Genomic DNA, 15,824 nt, shown 5'->3' with positions numbered 1-15,824 from the left:
ATCGCGATCGTCAGTTACTTATAAAGAATGGATGGGAGATGTGATTCTATTATCAAGCACAAACACCTACCCATACTTTATTGGTAAATAAATGCGTACTAGTTGCAGTAGCTCGCTTATACTTTGGCTGTAGCTTTTTGCTGCTGCTTTTGTTTGCGGCGCAAGATTACACCAAAACCTGCGGCTGTCAATGTACCCAAAATAGTTAGAGGTTCGGGTACTGATGGAGTTTTAGCTTTACCAAAAGTAAAATTATCTATTTCTGGATAACCACCATTCACCCCTTTGAAGGCGATCGAGGTAATTGGATTATCAAAAATAAAACCTGCAAAAGTGCGATTTGGATAGTCAGATAACTTCAGAGAGAATGTTTCCCCTGTAGAGAATGATACAAGGAAGTCAGAAGCATAACCCCAAACTGTGGGGGATGTGTAGTTAAAGCTAGATATGTCGCTACCGATTGCTGTAATTCCAGTTGGAAGAGTAGCAGTAATAGCACCACCATTATTTCCTAGCAGCACAGCACCAGATCCCCAGTCATATAATGAGGGAGAATATGCCGGGTCAACTGCGTACAGATAGCTATCCGAACCAGTAAACTTAACCCCTGACTGGGTTAATCCAGTACTACCGTAATTTTTATAATCACCAGCAGGAGCTAATCCTTCAAAGTCAATATTTGTTAGGGAGTCACTGGCTGCGATGAAATCGGCCCGATTAGTAAATTGTTTTATAACCGCAGCTTGAGTAGGAGAAATAGCTGCTAATGTAGCTAGTACTCCGCTGATACCTAAAAAAACTGCTTGGGATGTAGTAAATGTTGTCACAGCAGTACTAGACATCTTATTTAACTTTTTTCTGAGAGCAAGTCTTGTCACGGAGCTAGTTCCTCATTAGTAAACAAAGGTTGATGGTAGATATACCCATGTTTAAGGTTTGCCTGCATTTAACATGGCAAACCAAAGCCTTGCAGCAATTTGAGGTGCCAACCTGTCACAAAAAGAAGTAGCATTCACAATAACTAAAGTTTCTGATATTACTTTTGTCTGTTTATTGCTACTAGCTAACTAGATGTTGTGATTTTTACAAAGAATCAAGCTACTATTAGAGTAATTGCTGATGTTGACAAAAAATTTTTAAGTTTTTTAGGTCAAACTGTTAAAATTACCTAAATGTAGAAAAAACAAGGTTAATTGTGATTTGCTGTTTGCTAGTTTCTACTTAATTATAGATAAAGATTAAATAAATTTACTTTTATAACTCAATAATGCTGTGCGTGTTACGTACATTCTTCTTATAAAGAAAAGACTGGTCTGCTTAAATCTACGTAGATTACAGTATTTTTACTAGCTTACCTCTTCCACTTCATTAGATCAATACAGTGTGGATTCGCTTCCATAACATCGAGTATCGGCATGGGCAAAAAAAGAAAGGTGGCTCTTACCACCTTCTTGTGACTACTTAGCGATCGCTATTGGAAATTAGACCTTACTTGTGTCTACCTAGCCACTTAGCTGCGGCGATGCCGATAATGCCTGCTACAACAGGATTGCTGAGAAACTTAATAATACCTGGTTGCTCTGCCAACACCTCCCGGAAAATATCCGGATGGTTGTGATAGGCGAAGGATGCAAGTTTGCTGACATCATCAGCACTCATCCGACTGGCGTGATGAGTGGAAAGACTTAATTGTTGTTCTAGATGACGTTCATCCAATCCTCTTTCCTTAAGGTGCTTGAAAAAGGCGCGTGCGACATCATCGCGTTCGTTAGGTTTAATTTGGGCGATCGCTTGTTGTAATTCCGGCTCCATTTGACTGGGGGGAATCTTCTCTGGATGTAAAGAGCGACCAAATAACTGACGACGCTGATCTGTTGTAGTGCGTTGAGCAAAATCGTCAAAGTTTTCGTATTCGGTGGTTGTATCGGTGGTCGCATCATTTAAAGATTCGACATTTCCCTCAGCCAAATCTTTCATGATTTGACGTTTGTATTGTTCGCTGCTTGTCACTTTGGTTTTCTCCTTTTCAGGTCAATTTTTGCATCACCTGACATTGACTTTAAGTATTAGTGTCAACTCAGCAACTAGCTATACTGAATTTGGCTGGTTTGAGTGTCGTACTTAGCCGTTAAAATCAGTTTTTTGTCAGGAGCGTATACCAACACTGTTAAATCTTGATTGGGGAAATTCTTGCGAAACCCTTGTACTAAAGATTTTGCTAATGGCCGTACTTCTTGAGGACGCACTTGTGGAGAAATTACAACGCCTAGTTTATTGTTATCGCGGACATAGGCATCTTTAATTAATCCTTGAGAGGTTTGTACCACCCAATTACCAAAATTTTGTCCGCTGGGACTATTACCCCTCTCCAATTGTGTATAGGCTACATCTCGACCAATTGCTGGTGTAGTAGTTGTACGGTCAACTTGTGCTACATTACTACCGCCGCAAGCAGTGGTGATTGTCAGAATCAAAATCAAGATGCCAGTCATCAAGATTTTGCGACTCTGCTGAAGCAGAATCATGTTTTTCCCTCCTAAAAATCGTTAAGGCTATTTGAATTTAAAATTTTGTCTGCCTATCTTTAAAAAGCTCTTCACTGCAATCCCAAAAATCTCCATAAAGAAAGGCTTCAATACCCCTAAAATTCCCCAGCAAAGGAGAAAAATAGGGGTATAAACTGATTAATTATCAGCTATCTTTTTAGTAGATAAAGGTTGGCACCCAGGTGATATATCCTGAATTTACGCAAAAAGATATTGCCTCTAATCAATCTTTTTCTTAACGTTATCTTTCACGTCTTCTATACCGTGGCGGACTTCACTTTCTGCTTGTTTAGCTTTACCTTCAGCTTTATCTTCTGGATCGCCAGTGATGTTTCCTAAAGCTTCTTGAGCTTTACCTTCAATATTTTTACCTGTGGCTTTTGCCCGATCTTCTATGCTCATATCCTACTCCTTTTTTAATAGGGGATTGGTTTCAAAGTTGTGTTAAAACTCCGAAACTTTTTGTTATTACTCTTACAAAGTAACTTAAAACTTTTTGATTAGCCTTCTGTCACAAGATATATTAATCGCCTATGCTAATAGAGAGAGAATAGATAGCATAAATCATATTTTTTGTAATTTTCCAGCCCAAGTCAGCATTAGAAAATTATTCTGGGAATTATAGAACCCTAGTTTGCTTAATTTGAATACTTGTAAAACAAAATGACTTTTCATTAAAAGCTGAAGATTGAATTATTAAAGTATTTATTCTTATTTTTGATAAATATTTGTTATTTGACACCAATATTATTGAATATTACATAAATAAACCCAGTTCTCTAAAGAACTGGGTTGATAAAGTTATGAAGATGATTTTTATATTTAATCTAGAAAACCCATCAGACCATCAGAATCGTCAACCTCATTTGATGCTATCGGACGGTTGCCAAATGTTGAATAGCTTTCAGAAATTACCAATGTACTTGAGCTAACTGGGCGAATACCAGAGAGATTGATACTTTCAACAACTTGGAATGTATTAGCACCAATTGGACGAATACCCATTGCGTTATAGGTTTCAACGACTTCTAAGGTACTGGTGCTAACGGGACGCACCCCAGCAATTGAGAGTTTTTCAGCAACTTCTATGTCGCTAGCGCCAATGGGACGAATTCCAGAGATCGCGAGTGTTCCTTGAGCCTCATTCTGCACTGGTTTATCTGTACCTTGTTCGACTTTATCTGTATTCAAGCTATTACCCTGATTATTTTCTACTTCCACTGTACTTTCTCCTTTTAGCTTGGCACGCCTTTGTCGAGGACTGACTGCTTTGCCAGTGCTGCTGATGCTCATAACTTAACTCCTGTGGTTTGTTAACTGGTTTTTACAATAATTAAACTGAGGTGAAATTTTTTGTATATAAGAGAGTTTAACCTTAAAAAACCTCATATAGGTATAATTATCTTCAAAATGTACACATAAGTAAATGCAATAAGTAAAATTTTATAAATAAAGATTGCCATATATTCGTTTAGCTAATCTGGTGCTACGAGTGCAGAGTGAGATCGCTACTATGGGAGAGGGTATTTCTGGCAAAACTGTATGACAGAATTTAGTCTGCAAGCTCCCTTTAGTCCAACAGGCGATCAACCACACGCGATCGCACAATTAGTAAGTAGTATCCAAACTGGGAACCGTTACCAAACTTTACTGGGTGCTACGGGAACTGGTAAGACATTTTCAGTAGCAGCGGTAATTGAGAAAGTTGGTAAACCTACTTTGGTGTTAGCGCACAATAAAACTCTAGCTGCACAACTTTGTAATGAATTGCGGGAATTCTTTCCTAATAATGCTGTTGAGTATTTCGTGAGTTATTACGATTATTATCAGCCAGAAGCGTATATTCCCGTCACTGATACTTATATAGAAAAAACAGCTTCGATTAATGATGAAATAGATATGTTACGGCATTCAGCGACGCGATCGCTTTTTGAACGCCGTGATGTGATAGTCGTTGCTTCCATCAGCTGTATCTATGGTTTGGGGATTCCTGCGGAATATCTGAAAGCTGCGATTCCCTTAAAAATCGGTATGGAAGTCAACCAACGCCAGATTTTGCGAGATTTAGCATCTGTGCAGTATAGCCGCAACGACTTAGAAATGGGTCGGGGAAAGTTTCGCGTTCGGGGGGATGTGTTAGAAATTGGCCCCGCCTACGAAGACAGAATTATTCGCGTCGAATTTTTTGGCGATGAAATTGACGCGATTCGCTATATTGACCCTGTGACAGGTGAAATTATTAATAGCCTACAAGCTGTAAATATTTACCCAGCACGCCACTTTGTTACGCCCGAAGAACGCTTAGAAATAGCTTGTGATGATATTGCAGCAGAATTAAAACAACAAAAAGCAGATTTAGAAGCAGCAGGGAAATTATTAGAGGCGCAACGCATAGATCAGCGTACCCGCTATGACTTAGAAATGTTGCGCGAAGTTGGTTACTGTAACGGTGTAGAAAATTATTCGCGCCATTTAGCAGGAAGAAAAGCTGGAGAACCACCAGAGTGTTTAATTGATTATTTTCCTAAAGATTGGCTGCTAGTTATTGATGAATCTCACGTTACCGTACCGCAAATTCGCGGGATGTATAATGGCGACCAAGCTAGGAAGAAAGTATTAATTGAACATGGATTTCGCCTTCCTAGCGCTGCTGATAACCGTCCTTTGAAAGCAGAGGAATTTTGGGAAAAAGTAAATCAGTGTATTTTCGTTTCTGCTACCCCAGGTGCTTGGGAATTAGAAGTTTCTGATAGTCATATAGTTGAGCAAGTAATTCGCCCAACTGGCGTCATAGATCCAGAAATTTTTGTGCGTCCGACAGAAGGGCAAATTGATGATTTATTAGGAGAAATTAAAGACAGAGTAGACCGCCACGAAAGAGTTTTAGTGACTACATTAACTAAGCGCATGGCGGAAGATTTAACAGAATATCTGGAAGATAACGGCATTCGCGTGCGCTATTTGCATTCAGAAATTAACTCCATTGAACGTATTGAAATCTTGCAAGATTTGCGTGCAGGTAGCTTTGACGTATTAGTGGGAGTCAACTTACTACGGGAAGGTTTGGATTTACCAGAAGTTTCCCTAGTCGCAATAATGGATGCAGATAAAGAAGGATTCTTACGCGCCGAACGTTCCTTAATTCAAACAATTGGGAGAGCCGCACGTCATATTAAAGGACAAGCAATCATGTATGCTGATAACTTAACAGATAGCATGATTAAAGCCATTGAAGAAACAGATAGACGGCGGGGAATTCAAATGGCATATAACAAAATGCATGGAATTACACCGCAACCAATTGTGAAAAAATCAAGTAATGCGATTTTGTCCTTTTTAGAAGTTTCCCGACGATTAAATGCAACAGATTTGAAAGTAGTAGACGAACATATAGATGAATTACCCTTAGAAGACATTCCCGACTTAATTGTGAAACTTGAAGCACAGATGAAAGAAGCAGCGAAGCAACTAGAATTTGAAGAAGCGGCAAAATTCCGCGATCGCATCAAGCATCTACGGGATAAAATGCTGGGACATTAGTACTTAGTTAGGATAGCGATTAAGAGAACGCTCTTTTTTCGCTATCGCAGATAAAGTTAATTATTCTGCGATCGCTTACAGCTTTAAAGGTTTATGTGAGATAAAATCCCTGCTATCAGAAGAAATCATGGCTATTGATGCAGAAATTTTACAAACACTAGAGCAAATGCCAGAGTCACTTAAACAAGAAATCTTGCATTATGCCAAATATCTACTTGAGAATTATTCAAAAAGTGTTTCTCAGGAAAGCTCAGTACAACAAAAACATCGTTCTGGAATTTTAAAAGGAACTTTTGTTTTACCTTTACCTGATGACTTTGATGAACCTCTTGAAGTCTTTCAGGAATATATGGAATGAGTGCTTTTCTGTTAGATACTCATGCCTTTATCTGGCTCACTGAAAATGACTCTAGTCTTCCATATAATCTGAGAATGACAATCAATAATGCAGATTTCGTTTATCTCAGCATCGCTAGTCTTTGGGAAATTGCCATCAAGTTGAACCTTGGTAAATTATCGTTGCAACGGAGTTATGAAACAATAGGTTCTGCAATTGACGCTTCAGATATCCTCCTACTTCCGATATCTTTTGGTGATACGGTTCAAGTTCGCAATCTCCCGCTACATCATGGCGATCCATTTGACCGGATGTTGATTGCACAGGCTATTAATCACTCTTTAATAATTATTAGCAGGGATAAAAAATTTGATGCTTATTCTGTTCAGAGATTGTGGGAATAGCTATTCTAGAACAGTACATCATTAAATTATTTCCCGATCGCGCCGATGGTTGCTTTACCCGATAGCGAAGCGCTGCTGCGAAACGCAGATCGCATTTTGATGAGTGCAGAAGAATATCTGGTTTGGGAACCCACCCAAGAACAACGTTACGAGTATTGGGATGGGGAAGTAGTGGCAATGAGTGGTGATACACGCAACCATAACCGAGTTTCTGCGAATTTCTTTAAGCTTTTAGATGATGCCTTAGGCGATCGCTAGAGCGCATCTGCGGGATAAATTATTAGAACTTAGCTGAGTCTGATACTTGTTAACGAGGCTTTTATCCTCATTAACCAAGCTCTAATACTCGTCAACGAGGCTTTTATCTTCATTAACCAAGCTCTGATACTCGTCAGCGAGTCTTTTATTCTCGTTAACCAAGCTCTGATACTCGTGAATGAGGCTTTTATCCTCATTAACCAAGCTCTGATACTCGTCAGCGAGGCTTTTATTCTCATTAACCAAGCTCTGATACTCGTCAACGAGTCTTTGAACTCCATTAATGAGGTTTTAATACTCAATAATGAATATCCAATGTTAACTAGATACACAAACTTTTTATTGCGAGTAGAACGTAGACGCAAAGCGACTTCCCGTTAGCTGTCAGCCCTTCCCGCAGGGTAGAGTAGCAATCCCAACCTCAATGATGCCATCAATCAATTTATTGCCATCTGCGCAGATGTTTATGTACTTGCGCCAGGTACCACATATAGTCATCAATTTTGTAATTATCAGCAGCTTTCACTATATATTCTTGAGCTAATTCCAGATTATTCTCAGCTTCGTAATATAATCCTATGTAAAGATGGCTATAAAAATTACCTTTTATTCCTTCTGATTTGCCAACATTCAATACATCATCTGTTGTACAATTTCCCGCGTACAAATCGTAGACGCTACGCATAATTCGTCGGGGGTCATTTTTCACAGTTAATAGGGAATTGCGTGCTGATTCCACATCAGAAAGGCGAGCTATGCAAAGATATCGCCAGACTGTTTCTTCTACATCTTGAGCATTAACTGTCAAATCTATCTCGAACTGTTGAGCGCCTTCAGCAAATCTGTCTGCATAATAATAAGATAATCCTCGTTGCCAAAGATATGGTTTAAGACGTGGATCTAGTTGTTCTGCTTTATCAAAATCTTGAATAGATTCATCAATTTTCGCAAGCTGAAAGTTAACCATACCACGTCGAATGTAAGCATTAGGATTTTGCGGCTGATTGCGAATAATGTCATTCCAACGCTGGAGTTGATTTTCTAAGGAATTGGTAAAAAACATGAGTTGGCTCAATTAGTGTCAACTTTTGACATACTAAATTATTGGGGTTCTATTTTTGCTTGTTTATGACAAATGCGATGGCTTCTCTACCCTGCGGGAACGACTTCGTCGAACGAGACGCTGCGCGAACGCCAACGCCAAGGGCGAACGCCTTTCCTTGACAACAAGAAATCATAATTTGCCCCCATAATCCCAGATTCACAGATTTTCTGGGTCAATTCCCTTAGCTTGCAATCTCGCTAACAAATCTTGATAGCGCTGTCTTTCCTGTTCCAACTCCAATAGTGCTGCTTCCTTCTGTTGACGTTCTTGCTCTCGCTGTCGATCGAGTTCTACAGACGTGAGAAACTTTTGCCCATCAGGACGGTAAATTTCTAAGGTATTGGTTGTGATTTGAAAACAGATACCCATTAGGGGACTTGTCCAACCATTGATTTCTTCAATTACCTCTAATTGCTCTGTTGAACGCAGTAACCCGGTAAATTCTACTGTTTCTGGATCGTATACATAATATTCCTGCACACCGTAACGTTGATAAAACAGTAGTTTATTCATCATCTCTTTAGTGGTGTTTCCAGGAGATAGGATTTCAAATACCACCTGTGGCGGAATATTATTTTCTTCCCACTGTTTGTAGGAACCCCTGTCACCTTTAGATCTACCAAAGACAACCAAAACATCAGGTGCTTGGCGAATTTTATTATTTCCTTGCACGGGATACCAGAGCAAATCGCCTGCAACAAAAACATCATCTCGTGATGCAAATAAAATTTCTAAGTTTTCTTTAATAGTCACAATCCAGCGAAATTGTTTCGTATTGTCTGACATTGGTTGGCCGTCGCTGTCCGGGTAGATAATGTCTGGCGCGGTGTTTGGTGTTAATTCTTGTACCATGCAAGGACTCCAAGTTTGAGGAGTTGCGTTTATAATCTTAGTTTAAAAAATATGGGTTGCTGAAGATTGCGGTCAACTAGGCAACACACCAATTCTGCACGTAAGAAAATAATTGGGGAAAGAATTCTTGAAAGTCATCTTCCAAGTCATCGTAGTGGGCGATGAGTTCATTGATAGCTGGAGTTAAATTAAAAAGTCTGTTGCGTCGCCTTGATAATCGCCTTGATATCCGCAAAAGAGCAATTTCTATACCAGATACATTACGGTAAGAACCCAACCAATCTTCCGCAGCGACGCGAGAAATCACTTCCCTAACTATCGGCGGTATCTGTCCTTGATAAGCGCAAAACGATTCATAAATCTCTGCGGTAAATTCATCAAGAGAAACGTGGGAATATTGCGACCAATTTTTTGCCAGGAAGTGATCGTAAAAAACATCTACCAGTACACCAGCAAATCTTCTGTAGCTTGAATTGAGGCGTTCTTTACTTCGTTGAACAACTATGTGATTGTCTGTAAACTTGTCAATTACTTGATGACAAGCAATTCCGCGCTGGATATGAAAGTTAAATTCTTGACGAGCTGACCCCTTCACAATATCGGCTAGGAGATTACCTAAGCGAATCTCAACGTTTGGTTCAGACAATAACAAGTGGGCTAGCCAGTTCATGATGATGATACTTTTACCTAACTACCAGGCATCTTTGCCCACAGCAGTACAATTAGACTATTTTACTCAATTAGCACTACTGTCACAAAGTAGACACAATGTTAATTAAAAATAGTCAATTTTGAGAAAAATCTGCCCATCCTCCAGAAGCATTAATTATTTGTAATATCCATCCATGAGGTAGAAGCAACTACTAGCAAGAGCCAGTATTGTGAGGCTAGTTGCTTATATATAAGGAAAAGAGCCTGTGGTTCCAATTAGAGATAATAATCCTACACAAATCACACCTTATGTTACTTTTGGGCTAATTGCTGTTAATGTCCTCGCTTTTTTATATGAAGCCAATCTTCCGCCGCGAGCATTAGACGGATTTTTACACTTAGCGGCGGTAGTTCCCAGAGAACTTACCTTAAGTTTTGCTGGTGTATCTGTACATCAGCCTGTACCAGAATGGGCAACTTTAATTACTTCACAATTTTTACACGGTGGCTTATTGCACCTAGCTGGCAATATGTTGTTTCTCTGGATTTTTGGTAACAATGTCGAAGATAAACTAGGTCATGTTAAGTATTTGATATTCTATTTAGCTTGCGGAGTTTTAGCATCATTGAGCCAGTGGTACTTTTCCCAGAATTCTAATATTCCGTCTTTAGGGGCGAGTGGTGCGATCGCAGGTGTTATGGGAGCCTATATTCTGCGCTTTCCCCAAGCCGAAATTCTCGGTGTCATACCTTTAGGGTTTTTCTTCCCCACTTTCCGAGTACCTGCATATTTCTTTTTAGGGTTCTGGTTTCTCCAACAAGCTTTCTATGGTGTCGCCAGTCTAGAAACACCCACAAATATCGGTATGGAAAATGGTGGTATTGCTTACTGGGCCCATGCAGGCGGTTTTTTGTTTGGCGCGATTCTCGGCCCTCTGTTGGGTTTGTTTAGCGACAAGCCTAAACAACAATATTTTTAACTATAGAAAGGAATGGGGAACGGGAAATAGAAAATACCGTTCCTTTTTTCTCAAAATAACAACAAGCAAAATTACCTGTACTTCGCAACATACCAGCCACTCAAGCTATATTGCAATTAATAAGTGATTAGGAAAAACACCTGTGTTTCCTCTCTACGACGAAAATCCAACGCGCATCACCCCGTATGTAACTTATGGGTTGATTGGGATGAACATTTTAGTTTTTTTTCATGAACTTAGCTTGCGTGGTGCAAGATTAGAGCTATTTTTTCAACTATATGCGGTGATACCACGAGAGTTAACTACCAACTTTGCCGGAGAATGGACGACGTTAATTACATCGCAATTCTTACACGGTGGTTGGTGGCATCTGATCTCGAATATGCTCTTTTTGTGGATTTTTGGTAACAATATTGAAGACCGCTTAGGCCATATCAAATATCTGGTTTTTTATTTGATCTGCGGTGCTTTAGCTGCTGCGTGTCAGTGGTTTATTGGGATGAATTCTGGCATTCCTTCTTTGGGTGCAAGTGGTGCGATCGCGGGAGTTTTGGGTGCGTACATTCTGCGTTTCCCGCAAGCTAGAGTAATGACTTTAGTTTTCTTGGGATTTTTTGTCACGACAATCCGAGTGCCAGCAATGATATTGATCGGTTTGTTTGTGATTCAGAATCTTCTCTCTGGTTTTGTAAGTCTGCAAACAGCCGCCAATATGAGTGTGGAAACAGGTGGAGTTGCTTACTGGGCACACATTGGTGGTTTTGCTTTTGGCTTGATCCTTGCTCCTTTGTTTGGGTTGTTTAAACGCGACGGATATTAGGACAATTGCGATCTCAAGGGAGCAGAATCAGGGATAAAAAGCATGGGGGAAAGAAATGCTTTCCCCTTGACAAATCACAAATCAAAAAATTGTAGTCACATATACAGCCAGTGAAGGGTGAGGTACATCTGCACTTTTACGGTTATTGATAGCTAAAATAAAAGCGCCAGTGAATACGGTGTACAAGCTGGCGCTGGTGTTATCGGTATTTGTGAAGCAACATCTTACGCAAAGTGATGATGATGCGCTAGTAGGTAAACCCCCTCAAGGGTTTCTCCCCTAATGAGTGCTTATACTAATTAAGTATTTGCCGCTTTTGAAAAGTGTTATTCTATGGGTTCCTATTAAATGACTGGAGTAATTCTAGTCGGTGAATAGATAATTATGCTGTTTTGAAAAATCTAATAATTTCGCGGACATGATCGAGAAATTGCCCATCTGTAGAAAGTTGCGCGATCGCATTTCTAGCTTCCCTCGATAGGCGTTCGTGTTCGGTTTGATTTGTAGCACGTAATTCTTCTAAATTAGCAGCAATTCTTGCTAAGTCTTTGCGAGTTTCTTCGCTAAACCGTTGTTGATTTGCCGGAATTGAGTAGGGTTGTTCGGCATCGAGTTGTTCTTCTAAGCGCTGTACTTTTTGTTCTAATACAGAAAAGCGATCGCGCAGTTCCATAATATCTTCGCGCGGATATTTCCATTCTTGGCGAATCATCGTTAACCGCGCATACAAGTATTCGTAAGCCCGGATGGCTGGACGGAGGATTGTTAATAATAAGGCTGCACCGGAACTAATATAGCCAACAGTACTAATACCAGTAGCCGCGAGTGTATAAAGACCAATAGCAGAAAATAAATGTAAAGCTAGTGCTACCCAAAGCGATCGCTTTGCCAAAAGCCTGACATACTTTAATTGTTTCTCATCTACAGGAATGCGTTTCTCTATCGACTGCGCCGCTTCTGCTAAAACTTCTTTAGCTTGAAAATGCACATTCCACGGTACGGTGACAATTACCAACAACCACCAAAAACTTGCACCACCAATTACCCAGTCAAGAAAGCTACCCGCAGGTATGTGCAACCATTGTAGTAAACCGAAAGCTGTAAGTACTAAAATTACAATTCCAATAATGGAACTGATGAAAAAGTTAATGTACATCTTCCCTTGCCCCCAGTGAAACCATTACCTCTACAATCGCTTTACCTGGGCATTTATACGGGTATTATGTGATGGTTTGCATAGTTGCACATATCGCTAGAGGATGAGATAGCTATGCCAAATTGGTTGAGTATCTTTGTTTACCCTTTCTGGAAGCAGCAATCGCCAAGTTTTCCCTTCTTGCTGAACTTGCAAATAAATTTCAAACGGTTGTTGCAGTTGCGTCAAGCGTCTTTTTGGCAATTTGATAACTAAATCATAGTTTCCCCGCACCCGAAAAGCTGGCAAACTTTGGATTGTGAGAGGTTTTTGCTCGCTAATTGATAGCTTTTTAATCTCAAAGCCTTGAAAATCTAGATCCAACTTTTGCTGAAGTTGCTGTTGAGTTTGCTCTAGTTGGAGTGCGATCGCCTTTTGTACTAACTGGCTAGTTGGTAGCAGCCCAATACTACCACAAGCTGTCAATAGCATTAATAAGATTGCCGTTAACACCAGTGCAGCTTGGCGCAGATATTTATTTAGTTGAAAAAGACTAAAAAGCTGAATGTTTTCTTTCCTTCTGCCCTCTGCCATCTGCCATCTGCCTTCCACTACTCTCCAGCGATAGTATAGCGGTTGATGAGTCGGATTCGCGATCGCTATGTCAAAACGAACTATTGGTCTTGACGAGTTGCCGAGCCTCAAGTTCAAGATGAGAATACTCAAGCTCTTGGTGGCTTGAATCAGAGGATAACACTTTCTCTAATTCCTATTGGCGATGGATTAACTTTAGCCCTCAAACGACATTCATATAGTTAATCCTATTGTTCTGTAATTCAGTCCGCAAAACTTAATGGGTAAGGAGTCGAATTCCTTACCCATTACTCAACAATTAGAAGTTATAACCAACTCCTATTGTTAGACCTACACTAGTGTCATCAAAAAAGGCTGCATTAACAGCACCTGTAGCTGTAAAACGAGAACCTAAAGGAATGTCTACACCACCAGTTGCCATAAAAGCAATATCGGTATCGCCAGAAGTATCAATAGCTACACCTGCACCAACGAAAGGAGATATTGAGAATGTTTGTCCGCCTACTGGAGCTGCTTGTGAGGCAAAATCTAAAGTCACGGGCACTAGAACTAGTGTCTGATCTCCAAAAATTGCTGATGGACGCACTGAGATATTACGTGTCAGACCAAGTTTACTGATAACGGAGAAGTTACCGACACTCAGAGCGTTCGTACCAGTTAAACCAATGTTACCAGCAACCCCTACATAGCTAGTACCACCAAAAAGACCTCTACGTGGTGTACCTTGTCCAGTAGTTGTTCCTGGGGTAGTCCCTGGTTGCTGGGTAGTTAGGTCAGGTGGAATCAGAACTTGGTTAATTGCATGGATCACACCGTTACTGGCTTGCACGTTCGCCTGAATAACTTGTGCATCGTTGACTGCAATCTGATTGTTGGCTGTATCAACCTTAACGTTTACAGGTTGATCCTCAATTGTCTTGACTTGCCCAGTGGATAATTGACTAGAAGTTAATTGACCAGAAACTACGTGGTATCTCAACAGCTTAATCAATGTTTCTCTGTTTTCTGGTTGCTGTAACTGCTGTAAAGTACCTGGTGGTAAAGCAGCAAATGCTTGATCGGTAGGAGCAAAAACAGTATACGGGCCAGGTTGTTGTAAGATGTCTGTCAACCCTGCGGCTTTTAATAAAGAAGTTAGGGTTGTAAAAGAACTGCTAGATGCAGCTAAGGAAACAATGTCGGTTCCACCAGGTTGGTTAGTGCCAGGTTGAGTAGTACTACCTGCAACAATATAACTAGCTGCGGGAACATTGCTAGCAATCGGTTGTAGTTGTCCCTGTTTTACTAATGCTTGATACAAAAGTGCTGCTGCTTCGGCACGTGTTAGAGTCCTTTGGGGATTAAGTTGTCTAACTTCTGGATAGTTAACAACAATATTGCTTTGGGTTGCAGCTGCAACACTATTCACTGCATAATCTGGCACTGATGTAGCATCTGTGTAATAAGTGCTCAAAATACTAGATGCAGTACCGCTGCTAGTCAAACCCAAGCCACTAGATAAAGCAACTATCGCCTGTACTTTAGGAATTTGTTCATTAGGCAGAAACCGATTACCTGGATAACCTGACATAAATCCTGTTTCGTAGGCTACCCGAATTGCGTCCGCCGCCCAGTAGTTAGCTGGAACATCTGAAAATCCCCCAGAAGGTAACTGTCGAACCGGGTTCTGGTTGAAAGCTTTTTGAATCATGGCGGCGAATTGCGCGCGAGTCACAGGCTGATCTGGCTTAAAAGTGCCATCAGGAAACCCTGCAATTACATTTCTTTGGGCTAAAGCTGTAATGAATGGACTTGCCCAGTAATTTGCAGAAATATCAGACAGGTTAGATGTTGCACCTGGTGTTGTTGTACCCGGTGTTTGAGCAATTTTTTGAGCATTTTGAGCTGAAGCAGGAATAGAAATTACAATAGGAGTTAACGTAGCAGCTAAGACTCCCAAAGCGAGAAAACTGCTTTTTACTAATGAGCTGCGAAACCAACTAAACATGAAAATCTCCTCCACAAACAAGTAGAATTGTTGGTCAATTCAGGGATTGAATCTGAGATAGCGTTGTATGCAAGGTTAATTGGGCACACACATTTGAGATGAAGGTCAGGTTTGCCCTTTGGCTAAAACTACGAATGCGAAATGTTAAATTTTTAAAGCCTAAAAATTTACCACGATAGCCACCTGCCCTTGCATTTCATAACGTCTTGTAAAATGTTTGCCCTCAAGAGCAACCTTAAGTGTGTGATGAGAGTTGAGCTTTTCAAGAAATACAGATAACACTCAGCATCAAAAAGCTACTAAAGCTATCTGAGATTTCTTAACAACCAAGAAAATCTTAGTATAAATTCATGACTTTATCAGTTTTAGTAATGCGCTCGCCCAAAAAATTGATATTTACTAGACGTCTTCACGTCTTGAATAAGCCTAATCACATCAATCTTAAGTTGGATGAGTCTAGGGATAAAAAGACGAGAATCTGCATTATCTACACGATCAATATTTTTCATCTGCCACCATCATTCTACAACTAGCTAAAGGCTAAATTTCTCCAGGGTTTTTTCCCTCTCTAGGTAGTTGACAACATAGATATACCATTAAGCATGAAGGCGAATA

Annotated in this window: 16 protein-coding genes and 2 pseudogenes; 7 read left to right on the top strand and 11 right to left on the bottom strand. The window is 40.2% G+C overall.

What is annotated here, in order from left to right; translation table 11 throughout:
- Positions 1–116: 116 nt before the first annotated feature.
- From AACU33_RS34655 to AACU33_RS34635, 5 genes are all read right to left on the bottom strand, one after another.
- On the bottom strand, positions 117–842 hold the full coding sequence (locus AACU33_RS34655; RefSeq protein ID WP_096594773.1) for a PEP-CTERM sorting domain-containing protein: 726 nt from the start codon (positions 840–842) through the stop codon (positions 117–119).
- 646 nt (positions 843–1,488) lie between these two features.
- Positions 1,489–2,010: a hypothetical protein gene (locus AACU33_RS34650; protein WP_096594772.1), complete on the bottom strand. Its 522-nt coding sequence runs from the start codon at positions 2,008–2,010 to the stop codon at positions 1,489–1,491.
- 74 nt (positions 2,011–2,084) lie between these two features.
- Positions 2,085–2,525 (bottom strand): hypothetical protein, encoded by a 441-nt coding sequence (locus AACU33_RS34645; RefSeq protein WP_096594771.1) that lies wholly within the window; start codon positions 2,523–2,525, stop codon positions 2,085–2,087.
- Between the two features lie 240 nt (positions 2,526–2,765).
- A complete protein-coding gene (locus AACU33_RS34640) occupies positions 2,766–2,948 on the bottom strand; it encodes a CsbD family protein (protein WP_096594770.1) in 183 nt (60 codons plus the stop codon).
- A gap of 420 nt (positions 2,949–3,368) precedes the next feature.
- Positions 3,369–3,839 (bottom strand): hypothetical protein, encoded by a 471-nt coding sequence (locus AACU33_RS34635; RefSeq protein ID WP_096594769.1) that lies wholly within the window; start codon positions 3,837–3,839, stop codon positions 3,369–3,371.
- A gap of 249 nt (positions 3,840–4,088) precedes the next feature.
- Between AACU33_RS34635 and uvrB the strand changes: the two genes are divergently transcribed.
- From uvrB to AACU33_RS34615, 4 genes and pseudogenes are all read left to right on the top strand, one after another.
- Positions 4,089–6,086, top strand: a complete 1,998-nt coding sequence (gene uvrB / locus AACU33_RS34630) for an excinuclease ABC subunit UvrB (protein WP_096594768.1) — start codon at positions 4,089–4,091, stop codon at positions 6,084–6,086.
- 127 nt (positions 6,087–6,213) lie between these two features.
- Positions 6,214–6,444: a type II toxin-antitoxin system VapB family antitoxin gene (gene vapB / locus AACU33_RS34625; protein ID WP_096594767.1), complete on the top strand. Its 231-nt coding sequence runs from the start codon at positions 6,214–6,216 to the stop codon at positions 6,442–6,444.
- Positions 6,441–6,827, top strand: coding sequence for a type II toxin-antitoxin system VapC family toxin (locus tag AACU33_RS34620; RefSeq protein WP_096594766.1), 387 nt, complete (start codon positions 6,441–6,443; stop codon positions 6,825–6,827). The genes vapB and AACU33_RS34620 overlap by 4 nt, the downstream gene beginning before the upstream one ends.
- 45 nt (positions 6,828–6,872) lie before the next feature.
- Positions 6,873–7,082 (top strand): annotated as a pseudogene (locus AACU33_RS34615) (Uma2 family endonuclease); the annotation flags it as partial.
- 445 nt (positions 7,083–7,527) lie between these two features.
- On the opposite strand, the gene AACU33_RS34610 reads toward AACU33_RS34615, so the two are convergent.
- From AACU33_RS34610 to AACU33_RS34600, 3 genes are all read right to left on the bottom strand, one after another.
- Complete coding sequence (locus AACU33_RS34610) at positions 7,528–8,148, bottom strand: tetratricopeptide repeat protein (RefSeq protein ID WP_096594765.1); 621 nt, start codon at positions 8,146–8,148, stop codon at positions 7,528–7,530.
- 198 nt (positions 8,149–8,346) lie between these two features.
- Positions 8,347–9,042, bottom strand: a complete 696-nt coding sequence (locus AACU33_RS34605) for a Uma2 family endonuclease (protein ID WP_096594764.1) — start codon at positions 9,040–9,042, stop codon at positions 8,347–8,349.
- A 76-nt stretch (positions 9,043–9,118) separates the two neighbouring features.
- Positions 9,119–9,712 carry an acyl carrier protein phosphodiesterase gene (locus AACU33_RS34600; RefSeq protein WP_096594763.1) on the bottom strand — a complete coding sequence of 198 codons (594 nt, stop codon included), beginning with the start codon at positions 9,710–9,712 and terminating at the stop codon, positions 9,119–9,121.
- A gap of 247 nt (positions 9,713–9,959) precedes the next feature.
- On the opposite strand from AACU33_RS34600, the gene AACU33_RS34595 reads away from it, so the two are divergent.
- Together AACU33_RS34595 and AACU33_RS34590 are read left to right on the top strand one after the other, a co-directional pair.
- Positions 9,960–10,673, top strand: a complete 714-nt coding sequence (locus AACU33_RS34595; protein ID WP_096594762.1) for a rhomboid family intramembrane serine protease — start codon at positions 9,960–9,962, stop codon at positions 10,671–10,673.
- 142 nt (positions 10,674–10,815) lie between these two features.
- Positions 10,816–11,493: a rhomboid family intramembrane serine protease gene (locus AACU33_RS34590; RefSeq protein ID WP_096594761.1), complete on the top strand. Its 678-nt coding sequence runs from the start codon at positions 10,816–10,818 to the stop codon at positions 11,491–11,493.
- Between the two features lie 382 nt (positions 11,494–11,875).
- Here AACU33_RS34590 and AACU33_RS34585 read toward each other — a convergent pair whose 3' ends face one another.
- The gene (locus AACU33_RS34585) at positions 11,876–12,649 is read right to left on the bottom strand and encodes a hypothetical protein (protein ID WP_096594760.1); all 774 of its coding nucleotides are present in this window, start codon (positions 12,647–12,649) and stop codon (positions 11,876–11,878) included.
- A 96-nt stretch (positions 12,650–12,745) separates the two neighbouring features.
- Positions 12,746–13,120 (bottom strand): hypothetical protein, encoded by a 375-nt coding sequence (locus tag AACU33_RS34580; RefSeq protein WP_096595489.1) that lies wholly within the window; start codon positions 13,118–13,120, stop codon positions 12,746–12,748.
- A gap of 195 nt (positions 13,121–13,315) precedes the next feature.
- Between AACU33_RS34580 and AACU33_RS34575 the strand changes: the two are divergent.
- A pseudogene (locus AACU33_RS34575) lies at positions 13,316–13,447 on the top strand (SAM-dependent methyltransferase); the annotation flags it as partial.
- Between the two features lie 73 nt (positions 13,448–13,520).
- Here AACU33_RS34575 and AACU33_RS34570 read toward each other — a convergent pair.
- Positions 13,521–15,209, bottom strand: coding sequence for a fasciclin domain-containing protein (locus tag AACU33_RS34570; protein WP_096594759.1), 1,689 nt, complete (start codon positions 15,207–15,209; stop codon positions 13,521–13,523).
- Positions 15,210–15,824: the final 615 nt, after the last annotated feature.

It is taken from the genome of Calothrix sp. NIES-2098, assembly GCF_963875125.1.
Classification (GTDB): domain Bacteria; phylum Cyanobacteriota; class Cyanobacteriia; order Cyanobacteriales; family Nostocaceae; genus Aulosira.
Note: the sequence above shows the minus strand (reverse complement) of the source record. Positions and strands in the feature narration are given on the sequence as shown.

Coding starts and splice junctions, on each gene's coding strand:
- AACU33_RS34655 (WP_096594773.1), bottom strand. CDS start 842: ATGTCTAGTACTGCTGTGACAACATTTACTACATCCCAAGCAGTTTTT.
- AACU33_RS34645 (WP_096594771.1), bottom strand. CDS start 2,525: ATGATTCTGCTTCAGCAGAGTCGCAAAATCTTGATGACTGGCATCTTG.
- AACU33_RS34640 (WP_096594770.1), bottom strand. CDS start 2,948: ATGAGCATAGAAGATCGGGCAAAAGCCACAGGTAAAAATATTGAAGGT.
- AACU33_RS34635 (WP_096594769.1), bottom strand. CDS start 3,839: ATGAGCATCAGCAGCACTGGCAAAGCAGTCAGTCCTCGACAAAGGCGT.
- uvrB (WP_096594768.1), top strand. CDS start 4,089: ATGACAGAATTTAGTCTGCAAGCTCCCTTTAGTCCAACAGGCGATCAA.
- vapB (WP_096594767.1), top strand. CDS start 6,214: ATGGCTATTGATGCAGAAATTTTACAAACACTAGAGCAAATGCCAGAG.
- AACU33_RS34620 (WP_096594766.1), top strand. CDS start 6,441: ATGAGTGCTTTTCTGTTAGATACTCATGCCTTTATCTGGCTCACTGAA.
- AACU33_RS34610 (WP_096594765.1), bottom strand. CDS start 8,148: ATGTTTTTTACCAATTCCTTAGAAAATCAACTCCAGCGTTGGAATGAC.
- AACU33_RS34605 (WP_096594764.1), bottom strand. CDS start 9,042: ATGGTACAAGAATTAACACCAAACACCGCGCCAGACATTATCTACCCG.
- AACU33_RS34600 (WP_096594763.1), bottom strand. CDS start 9,712: ATGAACTGGCTAGCCCACTTGTTATTGTCTGAACCAAACGTTGAGATT.
- AACU33_RS34585 (WP_096594760.1), bottom strand. CDS start 12,649: ATGTACATTAACTTTTTCATCAGTTCCATTATTGGAATTGTAATTTTA.
- AACU33_RS34580 (WP_096595489.1), bottom strand. CDS start 13,120: ATGCTATTGACAGCTTGTGGTAGTATTGGGCTGCTACCAACTAGCCAG.
- AACU33_RS34570 (WP_096594759.1), bottom strand. CDS start 15,209: ATGTTTAGTTGGTTTCGCAGCTCATTAGTAAAAAGCAGTTTTCTCGCT.